General features: G+C 42.8%; 23 protein-coding genes. 12 read left to right on the forward strand and 11 right to left on the reverse strand.

The window, feature by feature from the left end; all coding sequences use genetic code 11:
• Nucleotides 1-135: 135 nt before the first annotated feature.
• Genes ACSW3C_RS14705 through ACSW3C_RS14715 form a run of 3 tightly spaced genes read right to left on the reverse strand, consistent with a single transcriptional unit; the run spans nt 136 to nt 2,292 of the window.
• Entirely contained in the window at nt 136-354 is a 219-nt protein-coding gene (locus ACSW3C_RS14705; protein WP_238078925.1) for a DUF2188 domain-containing protein, read from the reverse strand.
• A gap of 33 nt (nt 355-387) precedes the next feature.
• On the reverse strand, nt 388-1,572 hold the full coding sequence (locus ACSW3C_RS14710) for an XRE family transcriptional regulator (protein ID WP_238078924.1): 1,185 nt from the start codon (nt 1,570-1,572) through the stop codon (nt 388-390).
• Between the two features lie 15 nt (nt 1,573-1,587).
• Nucleotides 1,588-2,292: a DUF5986 family protein gene (locus ACSW3C_RS14715; RefSeq protein ID WP_486563562.1), complete on the reverse strand. Its 705-nt coding sequence runs from the start codon at nt 2,290-2,292 to the stop codon at nt 1,588-1,590.
• A 189-nt stretch (nt 2,293-2,481) separates the two neighbouring features.
• Here ACSW3C_RS14715 and ACSW3C_RS14720 point away from each other — a divergent pair, with 189 nt between their 5' ends.
• The gene (locus ACSW3C_RS14720; RefSeq protein WP_486563563.1) at nt 2,482-2,658 is read left to right on the forward strand and encodes a hypothetical protein; all 177 of its coding nucleotides are present in this window, start codon (nt 2,482-2,484) and stop codon (nt 2,656-2,658) included.
• Between the two features lie 407 nt (nt 2,659-3,065).
• Here the strand turns inward: ACSW3C_RS14720 and ACSW3C_RS14725 are convergent, their stop codons facing one another.
• Genes ACSW3C_RS14725 through ACSW3C_RS14745 form a run of 5 tightly spaced genes read right to left on the reverse strand, consistent with a single transcriptional unit; the run spans nt 3,066 to nt 7,369 of the window.
• Nucleotides 3,066-4,031, reverse strand: coding sequence for a S66 family peptidase (locus ACSW3C_RS14725; protein WP_486563661.1), 966 nt, complete (start codon nt 4,029-4,031; stop codon nt 3,066-3,068).
• Nucleotides 4,032-4,076: 45 nt separating this feature from the next.
• Entirely contained in the window at nt 4,077-4,409 is a 333-nt protein-coding gene (locus ACSW3C_RS14730; RefSeq protein ID WP_486563564.1) for an HIT domain-containing protein, read from the reverse strand.
• 57 nt (nt 4,410-4,466) lie between these two features.
• The gene (locus ACSW3C_RS14735) at nt 4,467-5,435 is read right to left on the reverse strand and encodes a DMT family transporter (protein WP_486563565.1); all 969 of its coding nucleotides are present in this window, start codon (nt 5,433-5,435) and stop codon (nt 4,467-4,469) included.
• Between the two features lie 12 nt (nt 5,436-5,447).
• Nucleotides 5,448-6,674: a peptidase T gene (gene pepT / locus ACSW3C_RS14740; RefSeq protein ID WP_486563566.1), complete on the reverse strand. Its 1,227-nt coding sequence runs from the start codon at nt 6,672-6,674 to the stop codon at nt 5,448-5,450.
• A 35-nt stretch (nt 6,675-6,709) separates the two neighbouring features.
• Nucleotides 6,710-7,369, reverse strand: coding sequence for a lysoplasmalogenase (locus ACSW3C_RS14745; RefSeq protein WP_486563567.1), 660 nt, complete (start codon nt 7,367-7,369; stop codon nt 6,710-6,712).
• A 176-nt stretch (nt 7,370-7,545) separates the two neighbouring features.
• Here ACSW3C_RS14745 and ACSW3C_RS14750 point away from each other — a divergent pair, with 176 nt between their 5' ends.
• The 3 genes from ACSW3C_RS14750 to ACSW3C_RS14760 are packed head-to-tail and all read left to right on the forward strand — an operon-like array spanning nt 7,546 to nt 9,389.
• Entirely contained in the window at nt 7,546-8,013 is a 468-nt protein-coding gene (locus tag ACSW3C_RS14750) for a GyrI-like domain-containing protein (protein ID WP_486563568.1), read from the forward strand.
• 17 nt (nt 8,014-8,030) lie between these two features.
• Nucleotides 8,031-8,384, forward strand: coding sequence for a hypothetical protein (locus tag ACSW3C_RS14755; protein WP_486563569.1), 354 nt, complete (start codon nt 8,031-8,033; stop codon nt 8,382-8,384).
• A 54-nt stretch (nt 8,385-8,438) separates the two neighbouring features.
• On the forward strand, nt 8,439-9,389 hold the full coding sequence (locus ACSW3C_RS14760; RefSeq protein ID WP_486563570.1) for a hypothetical protein: 951 nt from the start codon (nt 8,439-8,441) through the stop codon (nt 9,387-9,389).
• A gap of 63 nt (nt 9,390-9,452) precedes the next feature.
• On the opposite strand, the gene ACSW3C_RS14765 is transcribed toward ACSW3C_RS14760, so the two are convergent.
• The gene (locus ACSW3C_RS14765) at nt 9,453-11,147 is read right to left on the reverse strand and encodes a methyl-accepting chemotaxis protein (RefSeq protein WP_486563571.1); all 1,695 of its coding nucleotides are present in this window, start codon (nt 11,145-11,147) and stop codon (nt 9,453-9,455) included.
• A gap of 388 nt (nt 11,148-11,535) precedes the next feature.
• Here ACSW3C_RS14765 and ACSW3C_RS14770 point away from each other — a divergent pair, with 388 nt between their 5' ends.
• Nucleotides 11,536-12,039 (forward strand): phosphoribosylanthranilate isomerase, encoded by a 504-nt coding sequence (locus ACSW3C_RS14770; protein WP_486563572.1) that lies wholly within the window; start codon nt 11,536-11,538, stop codon nt 12,037-12,039.
• Between the two features lie 90 nt (nt 12,040-12,129).
• Here the strand turns inward: ACSW3C_RS14770 and ACSW3C_RS14775 are convergent, their stop codons facing one another.
• Complete coding sequence (locus tag ACSW3C_RS14775; RefSeq protein ID WP_486563573.1) at nt 12,130-13,089, reverse strand: LysR family transcriptional regulator; 960 nt, start codon at nt 13,087-13,089, stop codon at nt 12,130-12,132.
• A gap of 109 nt (nt 13,090-13,198) precedes the next feature.
• Between ACSW3C_RS14775 and ACSW3C_RS14780 the strand changes: the two genes are divergently transcribed.
• Nucleotides 13,199-14,209: a YeiH family protein gene (locus ACSW3C_RS14780; RefSeq protein WP_486563574.1), complete on the forward strand. Its 1,011-nt coding sequence runs from the start codon at nt 13,199-13,201 to the stop codon at nt 14,207-14,209.
• A 64-nt stretch (nt 14,210-14,273) separates the two neighbouring features.
• Here ACSW3C_RS14780 and ACSW3C_RS14785 read toward each other — a convergent pair whose 3' ends face one another.
• Nucleotides 14,274-14,495, reverse strand: coding sequence for a DUF2187 family protein (locus ACSW3C_RS14785; RefSeq protein ID WP_238078912.1), 222 nt, complete (start codon nt 14,493-14,495; stop codon nt 14,274-14,276).
• 246 nt (nt 14,496-14,741) lie between these two features.
• On the opposite strand from ACSW3C_RS14785, the gene ACSW3C_RS14790 reads away from it, so the two are divergent.
• The 6 genes from ACSW3C_RS14790 (at nt 14,742) to ACSW3C_RS14815 (ending at nt 17,889) form a co-directional block, all read left to right on the forward strand.
• Nucleotides 14,742-15,005 carry a metal-sensitive transcriptional regulator gene (locus tag ACSW3C_RS14790; protein WP_486563575.1) on the forward strand — a complete coding sequence of 88 codons (264 nt, stop codon included), beginning with the start codon at nt 14,742-14,744 and terminating at the stop codon, nt 15,003-15,005.
• A gap of 69 nt (nt 15,006-15,074) precedes the next feature.
• Nucleotides 15,075-15,560 carry a DsrE/DsrF/DrsH-like family protein gene (locus ACSW3C_RS14795; RefSeq protein ID WP_238078910.1) on the forward strand — a complete coding sequence of 162 codons (486 nt, stop codon included), beginning with the start codon at nt 15,075-15,077 and terminating at the stop codon, nt 15,558-15,560.
• Between the two features lie 17 nt (nt 15,561-15,577).
• A complete protein-coding gene (locus tag ACSW3C_RS14800) occupies nt 15,578-15,865 on the forward strand; it encodes a rhodanese-like domain-containing protein (protein ID WP_486563576.1) in 288 nt (95 codons plus the stop codon).
• Nucleotides 15,866-15,913: 48 nt separating this feature from the next.
• The gene (locus tag ACSW3C_RS14805; protein ID WP_486563577.1) at nt 15,914-16,483 is read left to right on the forward strand and encodes a sulfurtransferase TusA family protein; all 570 of its coding nucleotides are present in this window, start codon (nt 15,914-15,916) and stop codon (nt 16,481-16,483) included.
• 19 nt (nt 16,484-16,502) lie between these two features.
• The gene (locus tag ACSW3C_RS14810) at nt 16,503-17,630 is read left to right on the forward strand and encodes an MBL fold metallo-hydrolase (RefSeq protein WP_486563578.1); all 1,128 of its coding nucleotides are present in this window, start codon (nt 16,503-16,505) and stop codon (nt 17,628-17,630) included.
• 31 nt (nt 17,631-17,661) lie between these two features.
• Nucleotides 17,662-17,889 carry a sulfurtransferase TusA family protein gene (locus ACSW3C_RS14815; protein ID WP_238078906.1) on the forward strand — a complete coding sequence of 76 codons (228 nt, stop codon included), beginning with the start codon at nt 17,662-17,664 and terminating at the stop codon, nt 17,887-17,889.
• Nucleotides 17,890-17,920: the final 31 nt, after the last annotated feature.

Consider the following 17,920-nt stretch of genomic DNA (forward strand, 5'->3'; position numbering starts at 1 on the left):
ATATACGTAAATAACAAAAACTTTAAACTCAGATATTTTTACCGTTGTCAAGGATCCGATTAATAAAACTCCTAGTATTCCAGGTAAAAATAAAAATATTACTGTTAATGAAAGTTCTGTAATGTTCATTACTTTTTATCCTCTTGGAGGGTATGGATCGTTACCATAACTATTTCGATCTCGAATTTGTCCTTTACGATTGTGAATGAAAAGCTCACTCTTTTGATTTTTTGCGATTCCTTTTGCAACATCTATTGCCTGCTGTTGTGTTTGATGAATACTAGTAGCTCTTGAATTTCCTGAGCCTTTAACTTGCCATAAACCATTTTTTGGTGTTACATGTTGATTTCCCATTCAATTCATCTCCTTTAAATTTTAATCTGCTATTTATCCACTATGTTTTTGTTTAAAATCCTTTAATTTCAATACAACTCTGGATTCGCTATTATTAATAAATAGAGCAGGATCAACGCCACAAATCATTGCAAGCATTTTGGGAGTTAAGTATAGGTTGTACTGCTCTGCAATTTTAATAGGGATTTCATGGCCTTTTAATATATCCTCATCTATCAATAACTCCAAAGATTGTTTAAAAGCCACTGGAACAGTCGTTTTAGTTTCTAAGTCAAATGGCTCTGGATTTTTCCATTTGCGATAATGCATTTGTTTATAAAGTTTTACTTCTTGTTCACCGTTAATTAAGGAAAGATCTCTTGCCCGTTTAATCATAGCAGCCATCGATACATTCCATCTTCTCTTTAAGCTGTAGTACGTGTCAATTTCATCTGTAATCCTGGTGGCTAATTCGGCACCGAATGTATCTTCTGGTAATAGAAAAATAGATGCTAACCGATTAGCTTCATCTTCCATGATTTTATACTCCTCTTTATCCAATTCCTGCGGGTTTATATTTTGATGCAAAACCCAATGTGCCATTTCATGCGCAATGCTGAATTGCTGCCTGTAAAACGAACTTGATTCCCCTGTCCCCGTGACAATTACGAAATAAGGGGTAACCTCTCCGAGACTATTTTCTATAGTATTCATACTACTAAAAGCATCCACTTTACTTTCGTTATAATCCATACTAATTACGGTAAAACCCATTAGTTCGGCTACCTCAATAATATCTGGTATTGGTCTGCTATCTAGTCCGACAAAATTGCGCATTCTTTTTGCAATTGCATTATAATCCTCAAGATGTTCATAGCTTTCTCTTTCTTCTAGTTGGGGAAAATCAATATACTGTTCTAAAAAATCCCGGACAATTACCGAGTATTTTAAAGCGATTGAAGCAGGATTTTTTGCTTTTTGGGTAGCTGTAAGTCTTGAACGGAAAAAGGTCCCTTCATTTTGGATATTAAATTTGTCGTTTGTATAAAAAAATTCTCTAGGGTAGCCCAAAATTGTTGCTATTTGTAGTGACTTTTCAAAACTAGGTTCTATATTTTGATTTTCGTACTTTGAAATCATTTGCTTCGTGACATTTAATTCGGCGCCTAATTCGGTAATCGTTAACTTATTATAAAGTCTCGCTTCCTTTAGCCGTTGTCCATTAAATATCTTATTCATAATAAAATCTCCAAACTATTTAATCTTTTTTAATTGAACGATCTGTTTCTTTTTATTTACAGTAGTAGTGCTTTCTTTCTTTTCCGTTTTAATCTCATCTGATTTTAAGGCGAATGTATAATTTCTTTCGATTAGGGCCGTGAAATCTTGATGCCAAATTGCTTCATGTTTACTGTTAAAAATGTATGCATTAACTGTACTAGTAAAAGATTTATCGAACGCAAACACTACAACGCCTGAAGGGTCTTGTTCTAACATTTTTATGATGTCACGGGCTTGGCTTTCTAAGGCATCATCTGAAAATAGTTCCTCCACTTCTTCTATATCCAATTTTAGTTGTTCATTAATTGGTTTATGATCATCCAAATGTCTATTAAAGAAATTAAGTAATTTTAAATAGTGATTACTTTTCCCTTGTTTTATTATGCTTTTTAAGTTTTTATGGCTAAAGAAAACGTATATAGAATTATCTTTTCCAACAATAAAAATGGCCTTCCATAGGTTTCCTCGTTTTATAATACCGAATCTCAAATCATACTTTTTTGCTACTTTTACTAAAGAGTTATAGCGATGATCCCATTGGGCGGTTGCAGAACTGTTTTCTACTCCATCACCGTCAACATTGTTAATAGCTTCTCTTAATAAAGGCTTTAATTCAGGGTCATCATGTATGAGAGTATTGACAAAATCCTTCAAAATGTCATCATCTAGATTGATCAATAGAAAATGCACCTCTTTATATGTATTTTGTTAGAAAAAAACTTATATTTGTCTACTTGTATTGATTATACATCCAAATAAGTATAATAGCAATTAAAATAATAGTTAAAGAGGTTATTGCAAATTGGTCGCCTACACTACCCCTTCATCAAAAGCAAACTCCCCTGTTGTTAAGGAATACGTGTTGCTTTGGTATTAAACGCTTTGATAATTACTAAAGCAGGTAGTGCCGGTACAGGTGAAATAGCTTCTTTAGCGTCTGCCTATCTACTGAATGCAGGATTTATCTGCAGCAACGATTATTCAATTGAAGAAGTGATTCAAGAAGTACCGTTACATATTTTCGCAGATGGAGATGATTCGTAAGAACCGGTATTAATTATGCATCACAAACTATTGGATTTCTGTAAGCTAGTTGTAAATGGTAGAGTATTGCCACGCAAAGCTGTCAGGAAGTTTTTTCAAATTGCGCATAGCGAATTGAAAACAAAAAATAGGAAACTGTTCGATGAGCGGATGGAAGAATTTGATCAATTGATACCGGTGACATAGCATTTAAATATTCAATCAAGGATTTTGAATATAGATTTGTCAGAGAATCTTATTAAGATTAAAACGCATTACACCATCCCGAATAGGGATGGTGTCTGACACTCGCACAAACGCAGAAAAAATCCTTACAAAACAACTCCCACAGTCAACACAAGAACACAACAAAAGAAAAAACGCACGGAAAGCCTCTGCTTCCGCGCGCATTACATATTTGAGTAAACTTAAAACCTCACAAGCTTCAATACCCCTGCGGAAGCATCCACCAGCACCTCTCCGCCAATCGGGAAGGTGAACATGGGCTGGGTATGTCCGAAATCCACGTCATATAAAACAGGAATTTCCTTTAATATCGGATGTTTATCAAGAATGAACAGCAGTTGCTCCTCGGACATGTTCGATGCTCGTTGAAATCTCCCGATTACAAGGGCTTTGAGGGATTTTACAGTTTGCAATAAAGATGTTAAATCCCTTGCAAAGGTCTCGGGGATGGTCATCTCATCGTCCTCGACAAAGAGAACGGCATTCTCAAGCTTTGGCATGTAGGCCGTTCCTTGCAGCAAATTCAGTGTACATAGATTGCCGCCCCACAGTGTGCCGGCAGCCGTCCCTGCCTGATATGTTTTCCAAGCAGTTTCTTCGAAGTTCCGTTTTTCCTGATCCAAATACCAAGCATCGTCACTCCACTGACTGGACGGTTTCAGTTCAAAAGGGGCGTCCTGCATAAGGCATTGCTTAAAGAAATTGGTTTGGTATTCCTGTCCTTTCACCATTTGAAAACTGGAGAAATGAGGTCCCGAGTACGTAACCATTCCCGTTTTAGCCGTAATTGCATTTGCGATGGCCGTAATATCGCTGAAACCACAAAATATTTTCGGGTTCTTTTTGATTAATTCATAATCAATATAAAGCAGGAGTTCATTGGAATTAAAGCCGCCGATGACGGATAGAATCCCTTTTACCTCCTTGTCGCTAAACGCTTCATGCAAGTCTTCCACTCTATGTGCAATGCTCGTGGAATTTTGAAGGTCCTTTTCAAAGACGTGGCGCCCGAAAGAGACGGTAAACCCTAGCTGCTCGAGCCTTTCCTTCGCCATTTGTATGCCTTCCTCGGATAAAATGCACGCACTGCGGCTCGGCGCGACAATCCGTATTTCATCACCGCTTTTTAATTTCCCCGGTATTTGCACCATGTTTCTCTCTCCCTTTTGATCCTAATTCAATCTCAAAAAAAATTAAGAATCCAGCAGCTTTCCAGAGATGATATGCCAATGAAGATGTTTGGAATCTTGATAATTTCCGAGGTTAGTAATCACCCGGCAGGCTCCATGTTCTTCTGTCACCGTTGCTGCCACTGTTTTCACTACATGCATTAGCTCAAGCAAAAGTTCGTTATCGCCTTCCTCCAATGTTAGGAGTGAAGGGATATGTTTTTTGGGAATCGCCACAATGTGGACAGGATAAGATGGTTTTGTATGATAAAACGCCAGGGCGTTTTCGGTTTCTAACACCCTAGTTACTTCTGTTTTGCCACTCAACACTTCATCACAATAAAAATCAGAGCTCATAAAAATCCTCCTCACTATCTACTTTTTAGCTGATATGCAAGTCTGGATGTATAAAAATCAAGCATTACTCGCCTTCAATCGCTTCTTCCCCGCAACGGCCGTCTGATAGCTATGAAGCGCCATTCCAATTATAATGACCCCAATCCCGGCAAGCGAGAGAGCGCCAGGCAAGGCGATATGTAAAATAATGATTTCACCGATCATCGCAAAGATCAATTCCGTCGATTGGGTCGCTTCAACGGCTGCTAGTTTTCCCTGGTCGCCTTGCACCAAGTCCGTCGCCATGAAGAACAGGGAAGTGGCGATGACACCCGAGCTGACGGCGACAATCAATGACTGAACGACTTGACTCATCGATGGAAGTCCAACGGTCATGATCGCATAGACGGCAAACAATGCCCAGACGGGTAGTGTCATAAGTGTCATGGCGAGAACCCGTTGAAATGTATCCAACCGGCCTTGCAATAAATCCATCATCTTCCGATTACCGAGCGGGTAGGCGAAAGCCGCGATGATGACCGGTAAAATGCCGAGCAGCAGGGTTTGTAGCTCTACACTTTTCGCATTCGGAATCTGAATCAAGACGACTCCTGCAAAGATAATCAGCGAGATCCCGAGTGAAATCAAAGGAATTTGCTGTCTCACCTTTTTATCGCCAGCCGACGTTTTCACGACAATGACAAAGAATGGAGCGAGCAGTACGCCTGCGACAATCGTCAATTGCCATGTGCCGGCCAGCAGCCAGCCTGGACTGTACGCTGCAGAGAAAGTAAGCGGGGCATAAAACAGGACGAATGCCACAACGCTCCATATAAAAAAAGGCGCAGGACGCGCTGTCATGGCGTCTTTCATATCACGAAGCCCGCCGCGCCAAGCGACGATCGCAATCAAAAAAGGCACCATGAAAAAATAACGGAGGGAAGCGCTCCAAAGCCAACTTCCCCCTGACATTTCCATTGATCGATTCAAAACGAACGTCACCGCAAAAAAGAGGGATGAGAGGATTCCAAGCCAAATCGCTTTCATCGAAACCCCTCCTTATGCCCGTTGTTCGTAAAGTTTCACTGCCGCGATGATGACTTCCGTTGCTTTCACCATGTTATCGACAGAGATGTATTCATACTTGCCATGGTAGTTTTCGCCGCCTGTGAAAATGTTTGGAGTCGGCATCCCCATGTAAGATAACTGCGAGCCGTCCGTTCCACCACGTACTGGAACGATATTAGGCTCAATATTCAGTACCTTAAATGCATCTCCGATAATATCGACGATTTCCATGACCGGTTCGATCTTTTCACGCATGTTGTAGTATTGATCTTCCAGATCCAACATGACCGCTTCTTCGCCATGCTTCTCTCTCAACTTCGCAGCCGTATCGACCATCAATTGCTTCCGCGCTTCGAATTTCTCGCGGTCGAAATACCGGATGATATAGCTTAACGTCGTCTTTTCGACGGATCCTTCGACATCCATCAGGTGAATAAACCCTTCGTAGCCGTCCGTTTTTTGAGGAATTTCATCTGCTGGCATCGCTGCTTGGAATTCATTCGCAATCAAAATGGAGTTGATCATTTTATCCTTTGCGGAACCTGGATGGACGTTTGTTCCATGGAACGTCACTTTTGCTCCCGCTGCGTTGAAGCTTTCATATTGAAGTTCACCGATTGGGCCGCCGTCCATCGTATAGGCATATTTTGCGCCAAATGCTTCCACGTCAAATTTATGTGGGCCGCGGCCGATTTCCTCGTCCGGTGTGAACGCGACGCGGAGCTTGCCGTGTTTAATCTCCGGATTGGCAATCAAATATTCCATAGCCGTCATGATTTCCGCAATCCCGGCTTTATTGTCAGCCCCGAGCAACGTCGTTCCGTCTGTTGTCATGAGCGTGTGCCCTACGTAATTTTTCAATTCAGGGAACGTCTCAACCCGCATTACAGTATTGCTGTTCAGTTGAATGTCGTTGCCGTCATAATCATGGACAAGCTGTGGATTGACATTTTTTCCTGTGTAATCAGTCGCTGTGTCGACGTGCGCCAAAAATCCGATGACCGGAATGTCTTTATCGGTATTGGCAGGAAGTGTGGCGAATAAATAGCCATTGTCGTCCAGTGTAATGTCTTCCATCCCGATGGCAGCCAACTCTTTTTCAAGCTCATGAAGCAAGTCCCATTGCCCTGGCGTAGAAGGCGTCGTTGCGCTATTTGAATCCGATTGTGTATCTATTTTCGCATAACGGGTTAACCGTTCGATCAATTTATCTTTCATTCCAAAAACCTCCTCAAAATAGTGGTACGATTCTTTCATCTTATCAGATTGTTTGGATTTACGGAATACTTCACGAAGCGGTTTCCGATGCTCGAGACGATGAGGACCTGTGCGGCATAATAGGTGACCATGACCAACGCATCACGATACGGGAGCGTTGTTACGAAACGGTCGATCGCCAAAAAGGAATCCGAACAGATGAAGAGGAGCGCCCCAAAAATGGCGTAGGGCAAACGTGTTCGTATGGCCATCCAGCCCATGACTAATATGACGGCGATATAAGCGATGATTGCTGTGCCTAAGATTGTTTGACCTGCGGAATATTGAGAACCCGCAATCCAAGCAGCCATAAACAGTCCGTAAGCTACAAGGGGGATGGCTGCCCAAAGAGGCACCGGCTTCCGGCTTGCTTGGCGGAATGCCGCGATGTAAAAAAGATGTCCGAAGAAAAAGGTCACAAGCCCAGCCATAAACCAATAAATCACTCCATCCGCGACCATGCAGACAAATAAACCTGCCAAGATAGTCCGCTTGTATGAAGTGGATACGAGCGAAGGTGTGGCAAATCCGTAAAGGAGGATGAGAGCCATGGGCAGAAGTTTCATAGCAATCTTCACATCCACGATTTCGTCAGGGCCAAAAAAGAGATAGATAAGTCCGGTTAAAATGATAGAGGCAAGCAAAAATTTCCGCATTGATGTCCAGCTCCTTCCATTCCCATACCCTTCAATAGAAAGGGAGGGAATTCCTTCTCTTTTTAATATTCAATGGACAAATTTTCTTGAGTCTTACGAAATATTGTGAAATATATGGAACTCCGGCATAATGTATTCGTCTTGATTAGAACGTAAAGATGGAAGGGGAAGGGTGTATGGGTAACGAGAAGCAAGTAAAGGATTGGGGAGAGCTGAAATTGGTCGGCTACAGAATTTTATGCGAAGGGGATCAATACATAACCGAAATACCGAAAGCATCCCTTCGTTTGCAGGGTAAGCAGGAAGATATCCCGCATGTCGTCAATCCGTCACAGCAGATCGGGGCATTTGTAGTGGAGGGCGTGCCGGAAAATGACGGCTACTGGATTTGTATGGAAGTGAGGGAATTCGGGGATTTGCCAGATGATCTCGTCCAGCTGACGATTCCTCCGCAATCATACGCCGTCGTGAGATACAACGGTCCAAACGACAAGATCAGGGAAGCCTATTCCGATTTGCATGCCTGGATGGAAGAAAACCAGTATTCGAGACGTCTGGATGCTTGGCATTTGGAGAAGTTTCATAGCTGGGCAGATCGTGAAAACGTTGATGTAGAGCTGTTTGATACGATTGCTGGCAGATAGGGAGGAAGCAAGATGATATGATGTCCTTCTCAATTTTATTCATGCTCGTTATGCTAATCCTCTTCCTTCTTACTGTTGGCTTGGGCATGACGTTATTTTTCCGGCATCGTGAGGCCCAAAGAAAGCCTTCAATAACAGCGTGGATCGCTTTTTTGCTTCAAGTCGGCATGTTCATTGCATTTGTCATGGGCAGTTTCGCCAATAGTTCGGATCTCCTCCTGGATATTCTTTGGTGGAGCATTGTGACCTTGGGTTTGATTTCTGGAATCAGGGAGTTTCGAAACAATGTGCTTGCAGCCATGCTACTTATTTTAATCAGTATGTTTATGGCAGCATTTATGCTTCTTGTATTATTCATTACTTCTATGTAACTAGCTGCAAACCATGTGGAATGACGAATTCACAGTAAGTGGAGGCGGTTTGTAATGAAAAAATGGCAATGGATGGTTGTGCTCGGTGTGCTCATGACGGGTGTGTGGATTACTATCGTTTTTAGCAAATCAAAAATTCACCCGGAAGCAAGGCAAGAGAGTGAGTCTAATTTCGGAGCGGCCGAGCAGATAGAGAAGCTTTTTTCGATTAAGTACGGCATGGAAGATGGGCAAATCGGGAAGCCCCAGCGGAAACTAGAGGGAACTGACCTTGCGACCATGAGTTTCTTCGTGAAAGAAAATGTCTTTTATATTTTGGATAATGCCGCTAAGAAAGTGGTTGTTACTGATGGAACTGAAACGATTCTAGATTTAAAGCTGGATCACGATGCCTGGTTAAAAGATATTTTTGTCGATGCCGCAGGAACAATCTATGTATTGGATGAAAGACAAGGCGTCTTAACGTATGACAACGAAGGCGTATTAATAAATAAGTTTCCGTTGCAGCATGACAACTTCATTCCCACAAGCCTTACGGTGAATTCGAAGGGAGACATCTTCGTTCACCAAGGGGGAAGTCGAACTCTTTCTCTAGCTGAGAATCAAATTGAGCCATTCCTCATGACCTTTGGTGATTTGACAATAGCACCAAGGCGAGTGGACGAAAAGAACGGGCAACTCATTGTAACTGAATCAGGGCAAGAATCGGTTATCGACATACCATTTGAAGAAACGTATGGGGCCCTCAACATTCACGATTTACAGGCAAACCAAATCATCTATGAAAAGTTGGAAGTAAAGGATGAAAGCCCAATCTCCACCGTTTCACGCATCTATGTAATAGATACGAAGGGGAAGGAAATAGGCAGCGTCCAGGTTCCTTACGAACAATCCATTTATTTCGCAGAACATCCCATCCGGGTGGACAATCAAAGAATTTATTTCATGTCACCGCAGGAAGATGGCGTTTCTTTTTATGAATTGAAGCCTGGAATAGGGCGGTAAAGGTTTGCAAAATAATAAAGGGGTTGGATACCGTGTCGATCCAACCCCATGTACAATAAACCTTTAGATTTTAAATTGTTGTACCAATCCATTCAATTCTTCCGAAAGTGTTGCAAGCTGTTCGGAGCTTGCTGCAACTTCATCCATTGAGCTGGAGGCTTGCTGGACAGAGGCAGAAGTCTGCTCCACTCCGGCTGCCGCTTCTTCAGAAACGGAGGCAATATCATCAATCGTATTATTAATGCGTTTTGTACTTTCCACAATATCAAGTAGATTATTGGCCACGTGTTTAATGTTCTGATCCATTTGAGATACCGTTGTAGTGATTTTTTCGAAAGTTTCTCCAGTGGTACGGATCTGATTCGTACCGAGCTCCACTTCCTTATAACCGGCAACTAAGGATTGACTGACTACTTTTGTTTCATCTTGGATTCCTTCTACGATGCTTGAAATATCAGAGACAGAGTTGGTTACTTGTTCTGCGAGTTTCCTCACTTCATCCGCTACAACCGCAAAACCTCTACCTTGCTCTCCTGCTCTTGCCGCTTCGATTGCTGCATTTAAGGCGAGCAAATTCGTTTGAGCCGCGATGTCATTGATGACGGTAACAAGTTTAGAGATTTCTTGGGATTGGATGGCAAGTCCTTCTACTTTTTGCACGGAATCTTGAACAAGTGAATGGATTCTAGCCATCTGTTCTGTTGAAGAAGCCATTAATTGTCGGCCATCCGCGGTCATTTCCAATACTGCATTGGAATCTCTTTGAACAATTTCCCCATTTTCATTTGATTCGTCTACCTTTAATGCAAAGTCACCCATTATGGAAGCAAGATCGCTCGCGCTGTTCGCTTGTGTCTCGGAACCAACAGCTAATTCTTGCATTGTCATTGCGACTTGGGATGTTCCTGCTTTCACTTCTGAAGCAGACTGTGTCAATTCTTCACTATGCGCGGCTACAGTACCGGCCACTGTATTAATCTGCTTAAGCAATTCATTCAGACGAGCAGACATATGATTTGTCGCTTTTGTCAATTGACCTACTTCATCTTCTGTCGTGATAGGGAGGGGGTCCTGACTGACATCCCCGTCAGCAATGTCATCCATTCGGCCGACTAAGCATTTGATTGGTTTGGAAATGGATTGAGCTGTCAATAACGCAATCGTAATGGAAAGCAAGCTAATGCTAATGGAAAGTATGACGCTGATCACCATGTTTTTTCGGGTCATGGCAATCATATTGGCTCCAATTTCTTCGATTTCAGTCCGACTGTCCTTCGCGAACTGTTCATATGCAAGTCGAATATCGGTCGATTCTTGGTTCATCGTAGTCATATTAGCAATCGCCTGATCTTTATCACCTTTCGCGTATACATCAAATACATTTTCGGAAATATAAGTGCGCCATGCGACAGTCCGTTGAATCAAAGCATCGAATTCCTCACTATCTTGCAGTTCGCGGATAATCTTCTCGTTTTCTATACCGAAGTCGATGTATTCCTGGAACGCATCCAGCAGCCTTTGTTCGCCTGAAAGGAGATACCCACGAGCCGCAGAGACTCGAACGGACATAGAAGTAGACATATTTTGATAAGCATCAAGAAGTGCAACTTGTTTAGTCACAATTTGTTCAGTTCGTTGAATAGACTCCTTGTTTACAAAATAAATATACCCGCTATACATGCTGGTGAGCAAAAAGACAACCGCAAATCCGGATAATATCCGCATTCGCAGTGTTTTGAAACGAATTATTTTTTTCACAGTAGACACCTCGAATAAAATAGTAAAATAGTAATAACTTCTAGTTAGTTTAGCCCTTAAATACATGAATGTAAATTATACTATTAACTTTAATGTGTCAAATAGGTGAAGGAGAATTTATGAAAAAAAGTACGTTATTTCAATATAATGTGTTTAATGAGATGAAGGAAAAAGTAATATTCTTTGCAAGATAGAGTTTGAAGTGAGATAAAAGTTGGGATTTGAATAGTAAACTGAACAGCTAGCTGAGGAAGAAGTAAATAAAATACAAAGCTGAAAAGAATGGAATAGACATCATTGTATGATAGGTAAATTAACTATTGAAATAAAATATTATACAGCTTTTGCGTTCATTTAAGAGAAGTGTTTGGGGAAAGGAAGGAGCCAAATGAGCAATAAAAAATTTGATGAGTTTATTAGCATTGCAAGAAAACTAAATGATTTTGCTATAGTTCCCTTATTAATGGGCTCAGTCGGCATGGAAATTGTCACGGGGACGAGTTGGGATGCGCAAGATATAGATATTCACGTTCCTGGAGATAAACGAGGTTGGGAAGTCCCTCCCGAATTATCTATTTATAACTGGGACAAAATAATGAAAATCATGGAATCAATGGGATATGACTTAATTAATTTGCATGAACATGAGTTTTCTAAAGATGGCTTATCCGTTGCATTTGGTATTATAGATACCCTTCCAGACTTTGCAGGAATACAAATGGATGATTTAGAGTTGCATCAATCGGGAGAGGTAGCCTATTATTTGCTAAATCCTGAGCAATATCTTGCTGTTTACGAGGCTTCATCGAAAGATAGCTATCGGGCAGATAAAAATAATAATAAAGATAGTAGCAAAATTGATTTTTTAAAAAGTATGGTATACGATGACTAATTCATTGCATTAAATAGAGTCTACCTATACGAAGAAGCCAAGAAAGAAGAGGAGCTAAGTTACTTCTTCTTTCTTGGCTTCGGTTGTCTTTTAATTATGCGAACAGTCCTTCTTGGGGTCTACTTGCTCAAATTCATGTTGCTCCCCACCAAACGGAGCTAACAGCTTACTCTCCCGCAACAAATCGATAAATACTTCAAGCGCTTTTGTCTGAAAGGGGGTGCCGGTTACAGCAGAGAAAGTTCTAACGTACGGCAGTCCTTTCACATTGAGTACGCATAATTCCCCATGCTTTAATTCCTTCTGAATGGACCAATAGGAGAGCAGGCTGATACCGAGCCCGGCCTCGACAGATTCTTTGATCGGCTGGGTGCTGCTGAAGTGCATGACGGAAGCGGGGCTTAATCCATGCTTCCCAAATACGGTATCCATGGCTTCGCGCGTCCCAGAGCCAGCTTCCCGGATGATCCACGTTTCATTCTCCAAGCATTTCAAGTCGATCGGTTCTGTTTCCTTCCGTAACTCGGCAAGTGGGCTCGAAGGGGAACAGACAACGACCATCGTATCTTCTGCCAACTCTTCTGCAATCAATTTGGATTCCTGAAACTGACCTTCCACGATGCCGACGTCGAGTTTATGTCTTGCGACAAGCTGGGCGATGGTGGATGTATTGCCGATTGTCACGGTGGGTATGATAGCAGGATAGCGCGTCTTCAAATCCGCAAGAATATGGGGCAGGACATACTCGCCGAATGTATAGCTCGCACCGATTGACAACGCACCGCTCGCTTTATTCGTAAGATCGTCGACTAGATGCTGCATCTTTCCGTAGAGTGCCATGATTTCCTTTGCATGATGATAGACGATGTCTCCCGCTGTATTGAGACGTACATATTTATTTGTTCGTTCGAGCAACCGGACGCCGATTTCTTCTTCTAATGAGCGGATATATTGGCTCACGGCAGGCTGCGTCATATGGTGGATTTCTGCGGCACGGGAGAAGCTTTGTTTCTCGGCCACCGTAATGAAAATCTGTAATTGCGTATCCATTTCAATCCCTCCGATGTACTATCATAACCTTTTACTTATCATAATAATTATTATAATTTATTTTACTTATATAAATACGGGTATTATCCTAAGACTAGGAGGTGTACCAATGAACGGACAATCAAAAAACAAGGCGGGTCTTTGGATTGCAGGGATCGCTTTTACATTCTTTATTGCATTTTTAGGATTTTTATTAGCAAAGGTACCGGGGTTCGATCATATTGGCCAATTAGCGAGCGCCATTATTATCGCTGTCGCCTACAGGCAGTTTTTCGGTTATCCGGATATTTTGCGGCCGGGCATTACTTTTTCTTCAAAAAAGCTGTTGCGGCTCGCGATCATTTTGTATGGACTGAAATTAAACATTGATGTCGTTTTTCGTGACGGGCTTGGCTTGCTCGTGCGTGACGCGTTTATCATTGCATTTGCCATTGGAATGACGGTGCTTCTGGCCAAATGGTTGAAGGCAGATCAAAATATTTCCCTCCTATTAGGGGTAGGTACCGGGGTATGCGGAGCAGCTGCCATTGCTGCAGTGGCGCCCATTTTGAAGACGAAAGATGAGGATACGGCTATTGGCGTAGGAATCATCGCCATGATGGGAACCGTATTTGCGATTGGCTATACAATTTTACGGCCGGTTTTGCCGCTCATTCCAACAGACTATGGAATTTGGTCTGGCATGAGCCTGCACGAGCTTGCCCATGTTGCCATCGCAGCTGCGCCAGCTGGAGAAGATGCGCTTGCCATTGCATTGCTGGCGAAACTCGGCAGGGTATTCCTGCTCGTTCCTCTCTGCTTCATCTTCATCTACTTCATGAAGCGTAAAAGCAAAGGGAATCCCGAGGAAGAACAAAGTAAGATCGAATTCCCGTGGTTTCTCGTTGGTTTCATTTTGCTCAGCTTGTTCGGAAGCTATGTACTCGGCCATTCCATTCCGGTATCGGACAGCGTGATGGCTGGAATCAGTACAATTACCACTTGGTTATTGACGGCTGCCATGGTCGGCCTCGGACTTAATGTCAGCTTGCGGGATCTTCGAGAACGTGCAATGAAACCGCTGCTCGCCATGACCATTACATCCATCGCTTTATCGATATTAGCTTATCTGATCATTTAATAAAAAGAAGGACTGCCTCCGTTGCCATTTCGGCTAACGGGACAGTCCTTTTCAATCGCCTGCCTTAGCAGACAGAGTAGTTCTTATGTGAAACAACCGTAAGATCGGAGGCAGCGCCAATCCGTTCTGCATCCTCTTCGGAAATCTTCACGATGACAGAGTTCTCGAGAATCTTGTGAATCGTTCCGTTCACCTCGTAATCATTACGGACAAATGAAATCTCTTCGTCAATATGACGAGCTGCGACAAAATCTGAAATGTCTTTTTCCTTGCGTGGAAATGCCAATCGAAACCCTCCCATTGTGATTTTCATCTTTCTAGCAGGCTGAGTAGTCTTTGGCAGACTGTCATACAGCAGTAGAAGATGGAAAAACAACTAGTCGAAGTCGATCTATTTCGAGTTGTCTAGTACTAGTATACCATAATTTGTCGAAGTTTGCAGAAGCGGAGATTTTATTAAAATTGATGTGTTGACAAAATACCTTACGGGGTATAATATAAGCGTAGAGCTGAACAGAAAGGAGGTTACGACGTGGAGTATGATGATAAAATCAAAAACAGATTACGACGGATTGAAGGCCAGATTAAAGGCATTCTGCGGATGATGGAAGAAGAGAAGAACTGTAAAGATGTCATTACCCAGTTGTCGGCTTCCCGGACGGCTATTGATCGGACAATCGGTGTCATTGTCAGTTCCAATCTCATCGAATGTATACAAAACAAAGATGAAAACGATCACCGGACACAAGAAGAGATTGTGAAAGAAGCAGTCGATCTGCTAGTGAAGAGTCGGTAAGATGGACTCTTTTCTTTTAACAACATATAATACCCCATAGGGTAGGGGTAATTAAAAAGAGGAAGGAAGATGAATTTGTCAGAAACAAAAAAGACGACCATTGTGTTATTCAGTGGCGATTACGATAAAGCGATGGCCGCCTATATTATCGCGAATGGAGCGGCCGCTTATGACCACGAAGTGACGATATTCCATACGTTTTGGGGCTTGAACGCACTTCGGAAAGAGGAGCAGGTACCTGTCAAAAAAGGTTTTCTTGAGGGCATGTTCTCCAAAATGATGCCGCGCGGCGCGGATAAAATGGGCCTTTCCAAAATGAACTTTGCCGGCATGGGACCGAAGATGATTAAACAAGTAATGTCAAAGCATAATGCGATGACATTGCCCCAATTAATTGAATTGGCTCAAGAACAGGATATTAAACTTGTCGCCTGTACAATGACGATGGATTTGCTTGGACTGAGCCAGCAAGAACTGCTGGATGGTATCGAATATGCGGGCGTTGCGGCGTACTTGGCAGATGCCCAAGAAGGAAACGTCAATCTATTTATTTAAGAGAAGGAGAGAGTGGAATGAAGGAAATCACGGCGGCAGAAGTAAAAGAAACATTGTCGGCAAAACATATTATTGACGTACGGGAAGTAGATGAAGTGGCAGAAGGCAAAATTCCAGGAGCGATTCATATTCCGCTCGGCTTGTTGGAATTCCGGATGCATGAGTTAGATAAGAACGAAGTATACACAATGGTTTGCCGTTCTGGCGGGCGCAGCGGGAGAGCGGCGCAACTATTGGAGAGCCACGGATACAAAGTGGTGAATATGGCCGGAGGTATGCTTGCGTGGGATGGTCCACTTGAATAAAAATTTTTATTGAAAAGTATACCCCCATAGGCATAAAGGAGAGATGAAATGATACAAACAGATATGAGATTGGATGCGAAAGGACTCGCTTGCCCGATGCCTGTCGTGAAGACCAAAAAGATCATGCAGGAGCTGGCTCCGGGGAAAGTGCTGGAAGTGGAAGCGACGGATAAAGGATCGATAGCAGATATTAAGGCTTGGGCAGAGAGTGTAGGGCATCAATATATTGGGGTTCACGAAGAAGATGGTGTCATTACGCACTATTTGCGAAAAACAACTGGTGAAGAAGCGGAGGAGAAGCGTTTCCCGCATGTCGTATCAAACGAGGAACTGCAGGAAGTTTTGGCGGCAGACGAAGATGTTCAAATCATTGACGTCCGTGAAAGTGCAGAATACGCATTTGGCCATATCCCCGGCGCGATATCGGCTCCGTTTGGTGAGTTGGAAGCTGTCCTGAACAGCTTAGATAAAGCAGCTAGCCTCTATGTCATTTGCCGTACAGGAAACCGCAGTGACATGGCCGCGCAAAAACTAGCCGATGCGGGTTTCCCCAATGTAAAAAATGTTGTTCCAGGTATGAGCGGATGGAATGGATCTATTCAAAAATCTATGAATTAAATTAGGAGGTAGAAAAGAAATGGCAGTAACTCCATTGACAGCTGGCGATATCGCTAAAAAAGTGATTAGAAAAGAACAGCTCTTCATTCTGGATGTCAGGAATGAAGATGCGTTTAAAGATTGGAAGATTGAAGGAGTATCAGTGCAGCATTTGAATATTCCTTACTTTGATCTGTTAGATGGTGTGGAACATATTCTCGAGAAATTGCCGACAGACCGTCCAGTTGTCGTCGTTTGTGCAAAGGAAGGTTCTTCAATACTAGTAGCGGATATGCTTTCAGAAGAAGGACGCGATGTACATTATTTGAAAGGCGGCATGAAGGCTTGGAGTGAACATCTTGAGCCTGTTAAGGTCGGTGATTTGAAAGAAGGCGGCGCTATTTATCAATTCGTGCGGATCGGCAAAGGATGCTTGTCCTATATGATCGTCTCGGAAGGTGAAGCTGCCATTGTCGATGCAACGCGCATGACCGATGTGTTTACTTCATTCGCAGACGAACTGGGTGTCAAGATTACGAACGTGTTGGATACGCATCTGCACGCGGACCATATTTCCGGTGGACGCCAAATTGCCGAGCAGGTGGGAGGCACGTATTGGTTGCCGCCAAAGGATGCAGCGGAAGTGACGTTTGCATACGAGCCGCTTGAGGAAGGACGCGTCATCACAGTCGGTAAATCGAAAATTGATATCCAGCCGATCTACTCGCCTGGACATACGATCGGATCGACTTCATTCATCGTGGACGGTGCTTATCTGTTATCTGGAGATATCCTTTTTATCGACTCCATCGGAAGACCGGATTTAGCGGGACTTGCAGAGGACTGGGTCGGTGACCTGCGGGTGACGCTTTATGAAAGATACCGGGCATTCGCTGAAGAATTGATCGTTCTGCCAGCTCACTTCATGATTATTGAGGAATTAAATGAGGATGGCAGCGTGTCTGAAAAACTAGGCACATTGTTTGCGAAAAACCATGGATTGAACATTGCAGATGAGAAGGAATTCAGGAAATTGGTGACGGATAATCTTCCGCCACAACCGAATGCCTACCAAGAGATCCGTCAAACGAACATGGGGAAAATCACCCCGGATATCGATGCGCAACGTGAAATGGAAATTGGACCGAACCGCTGTGCGGTACGTTAATCAAAATAAAAAATAGATAGGAGATAGACAAATGAACATTGCAAAAGTATTGGACGCGAAAGGGTTTGCCTGCCCGATGCCAGTTGTACGGGCAAGAAAAACGATTAAAGAATTGGAAACAGGTGAAATCCTGGAAATCCAAACGACTGATAAAGGATCCGTGGCTGATTTGTCCGCATGGGCAAAGTCTGGCGGCCACGAAATGATTGATCAGAAAGAAGAGGCAGGCGTCTTTACATTTTGGATTAAAAAAGGCTAATCAAACCGAAAGGGTATCTTTATAAAAGATG

The organism is Sporosarcina sp. AD_1 (genome assembly GCF_057373025.1).

Excerpts from the sequence above, each read along its gene's own strand:
- ACSW3C_RS14705 (WP_238078925.1), bottom strand. The coding sequence starts at position 354 with ATGGGAAATCAACATGTAACACCAAAAAATGGTTTATGGCAAGTTAAA.
- ACSW3C_RS14710 (WP_238078924.1), bottom strand. The coding sequence starts at position 1,572 with ATGAATAAGATATTTAATGGACAACGGCTAAAGGAAGCGAGACTTTAT.
- ACSW3C_RS14730 (WP_486563564.1), bottom strand. The coding sequence starts at position 4,409 with ATGAGCTCTGATTTTTATTGTGATGAAGTGTTGAGTGGCAAAACAGAA.
- ACSW3C_RS14735 (WP_486563565.1), bottom strand. The coding sequence starts at position 5,435 with ATGAAAGCGATTTGGCTTGGAATCCTCTCATCCCTCTTTTTTGCGGTG.
- pepT (WP_486563566.1), bottom strand. The coding sequence starts at position 6,674 with ATGAAAGATAAATTGATCGAACGGTTAACCCGTTATGCGAAAATAGAT.
- ACSW3C_RS14745 (WP_486563567.1), bottom strand. The coding sequence starts at position 7,369 with ATGCGGAAATTTTTGCTTGCCTCTATCATTTTAACCGGACTTATCTAT.
- ACSW3C_RS14750 (WP_486563568.1), top strand. The coding sequence starts at position 7,546 with ATGGGTAACGAGAAGCAAGTAAAGGATTGGGGAGAGCTGAAATTGGTC.
- ACSW3C_RS14755 (WP_486563569.1), top strand. The coding sequence starts at position 8,031 with ATGATGTCCTTCTCAATTTTATTCATGCTCGTTATGCTAATCCTCTTC.
- ACSW3C_RS14760 (WP_486563570.1), top strand. The coding sequence starts at position 8,439 with ATGAAAAAATGGCAATGGATGGTTGTGCTCGGTGTGCTCATGACGGGT.
- ACSW3C_RS14770 (WP_486563572.1), top strand. The coding sequence starts at position 11,536 with ATGAGCAATAAAAAATTTGATGAGTTTATTAGCATTGCAAGAAAACTA.
- ACSW3C_RS14775 (WP_486563573.1), bottom strand. The coding sequence starts at position 13,089 with ATGGATACGCAATTACAGATTTTCATTACGGTGGCCGAGAAACAAAGC.
- ACSW3C_RS14780 (WP_486563574.1), top strand. The coding sequence starts at position 13,199 with ATGAACGGACAATCAAAAAACAAGGCGGGTCTTTGGATTGCAGGGATC.
- ACSW3C_RS14795 (WP_238078910.1), top strand. The coding sequence starts at position 15,075 with ATGAATTTGTCAGAAACAAAAAAGACGACCATTGTGTTATTCAGTGGC.
- ACSW3C_RS14800 (WP_486563576.1), top strand. The coding sequence starts at position 15,578 with ATGAAGGAAATCACGGCGGCAGAAGTAAAAGAAACATTGTCGGCAAAA.
- ACSW3C_RS14805 (WP_486563577.1), top strand. The coding sequence starts at position 15,914 with ATGATACAAACAGATATGAGATTGGATGCGAAAGGACTCGCTTGCCCG.
- ACSW3C_RS14810 (WP_486563578.1), top strand. The coding sequence starts at position 16,503 with ATGGCAGTAACTCCATTGACAGCTGGCGATATCGCTAAAAAAGTGATT.
- ACSW3C_RS14815 (WP_238078906.1), top strand. The coding sequence starts at position 17,662 with ATGAACATTGCAAAAGTATTGGACGCGAAAGGGTTTGCCTGCCCGATG.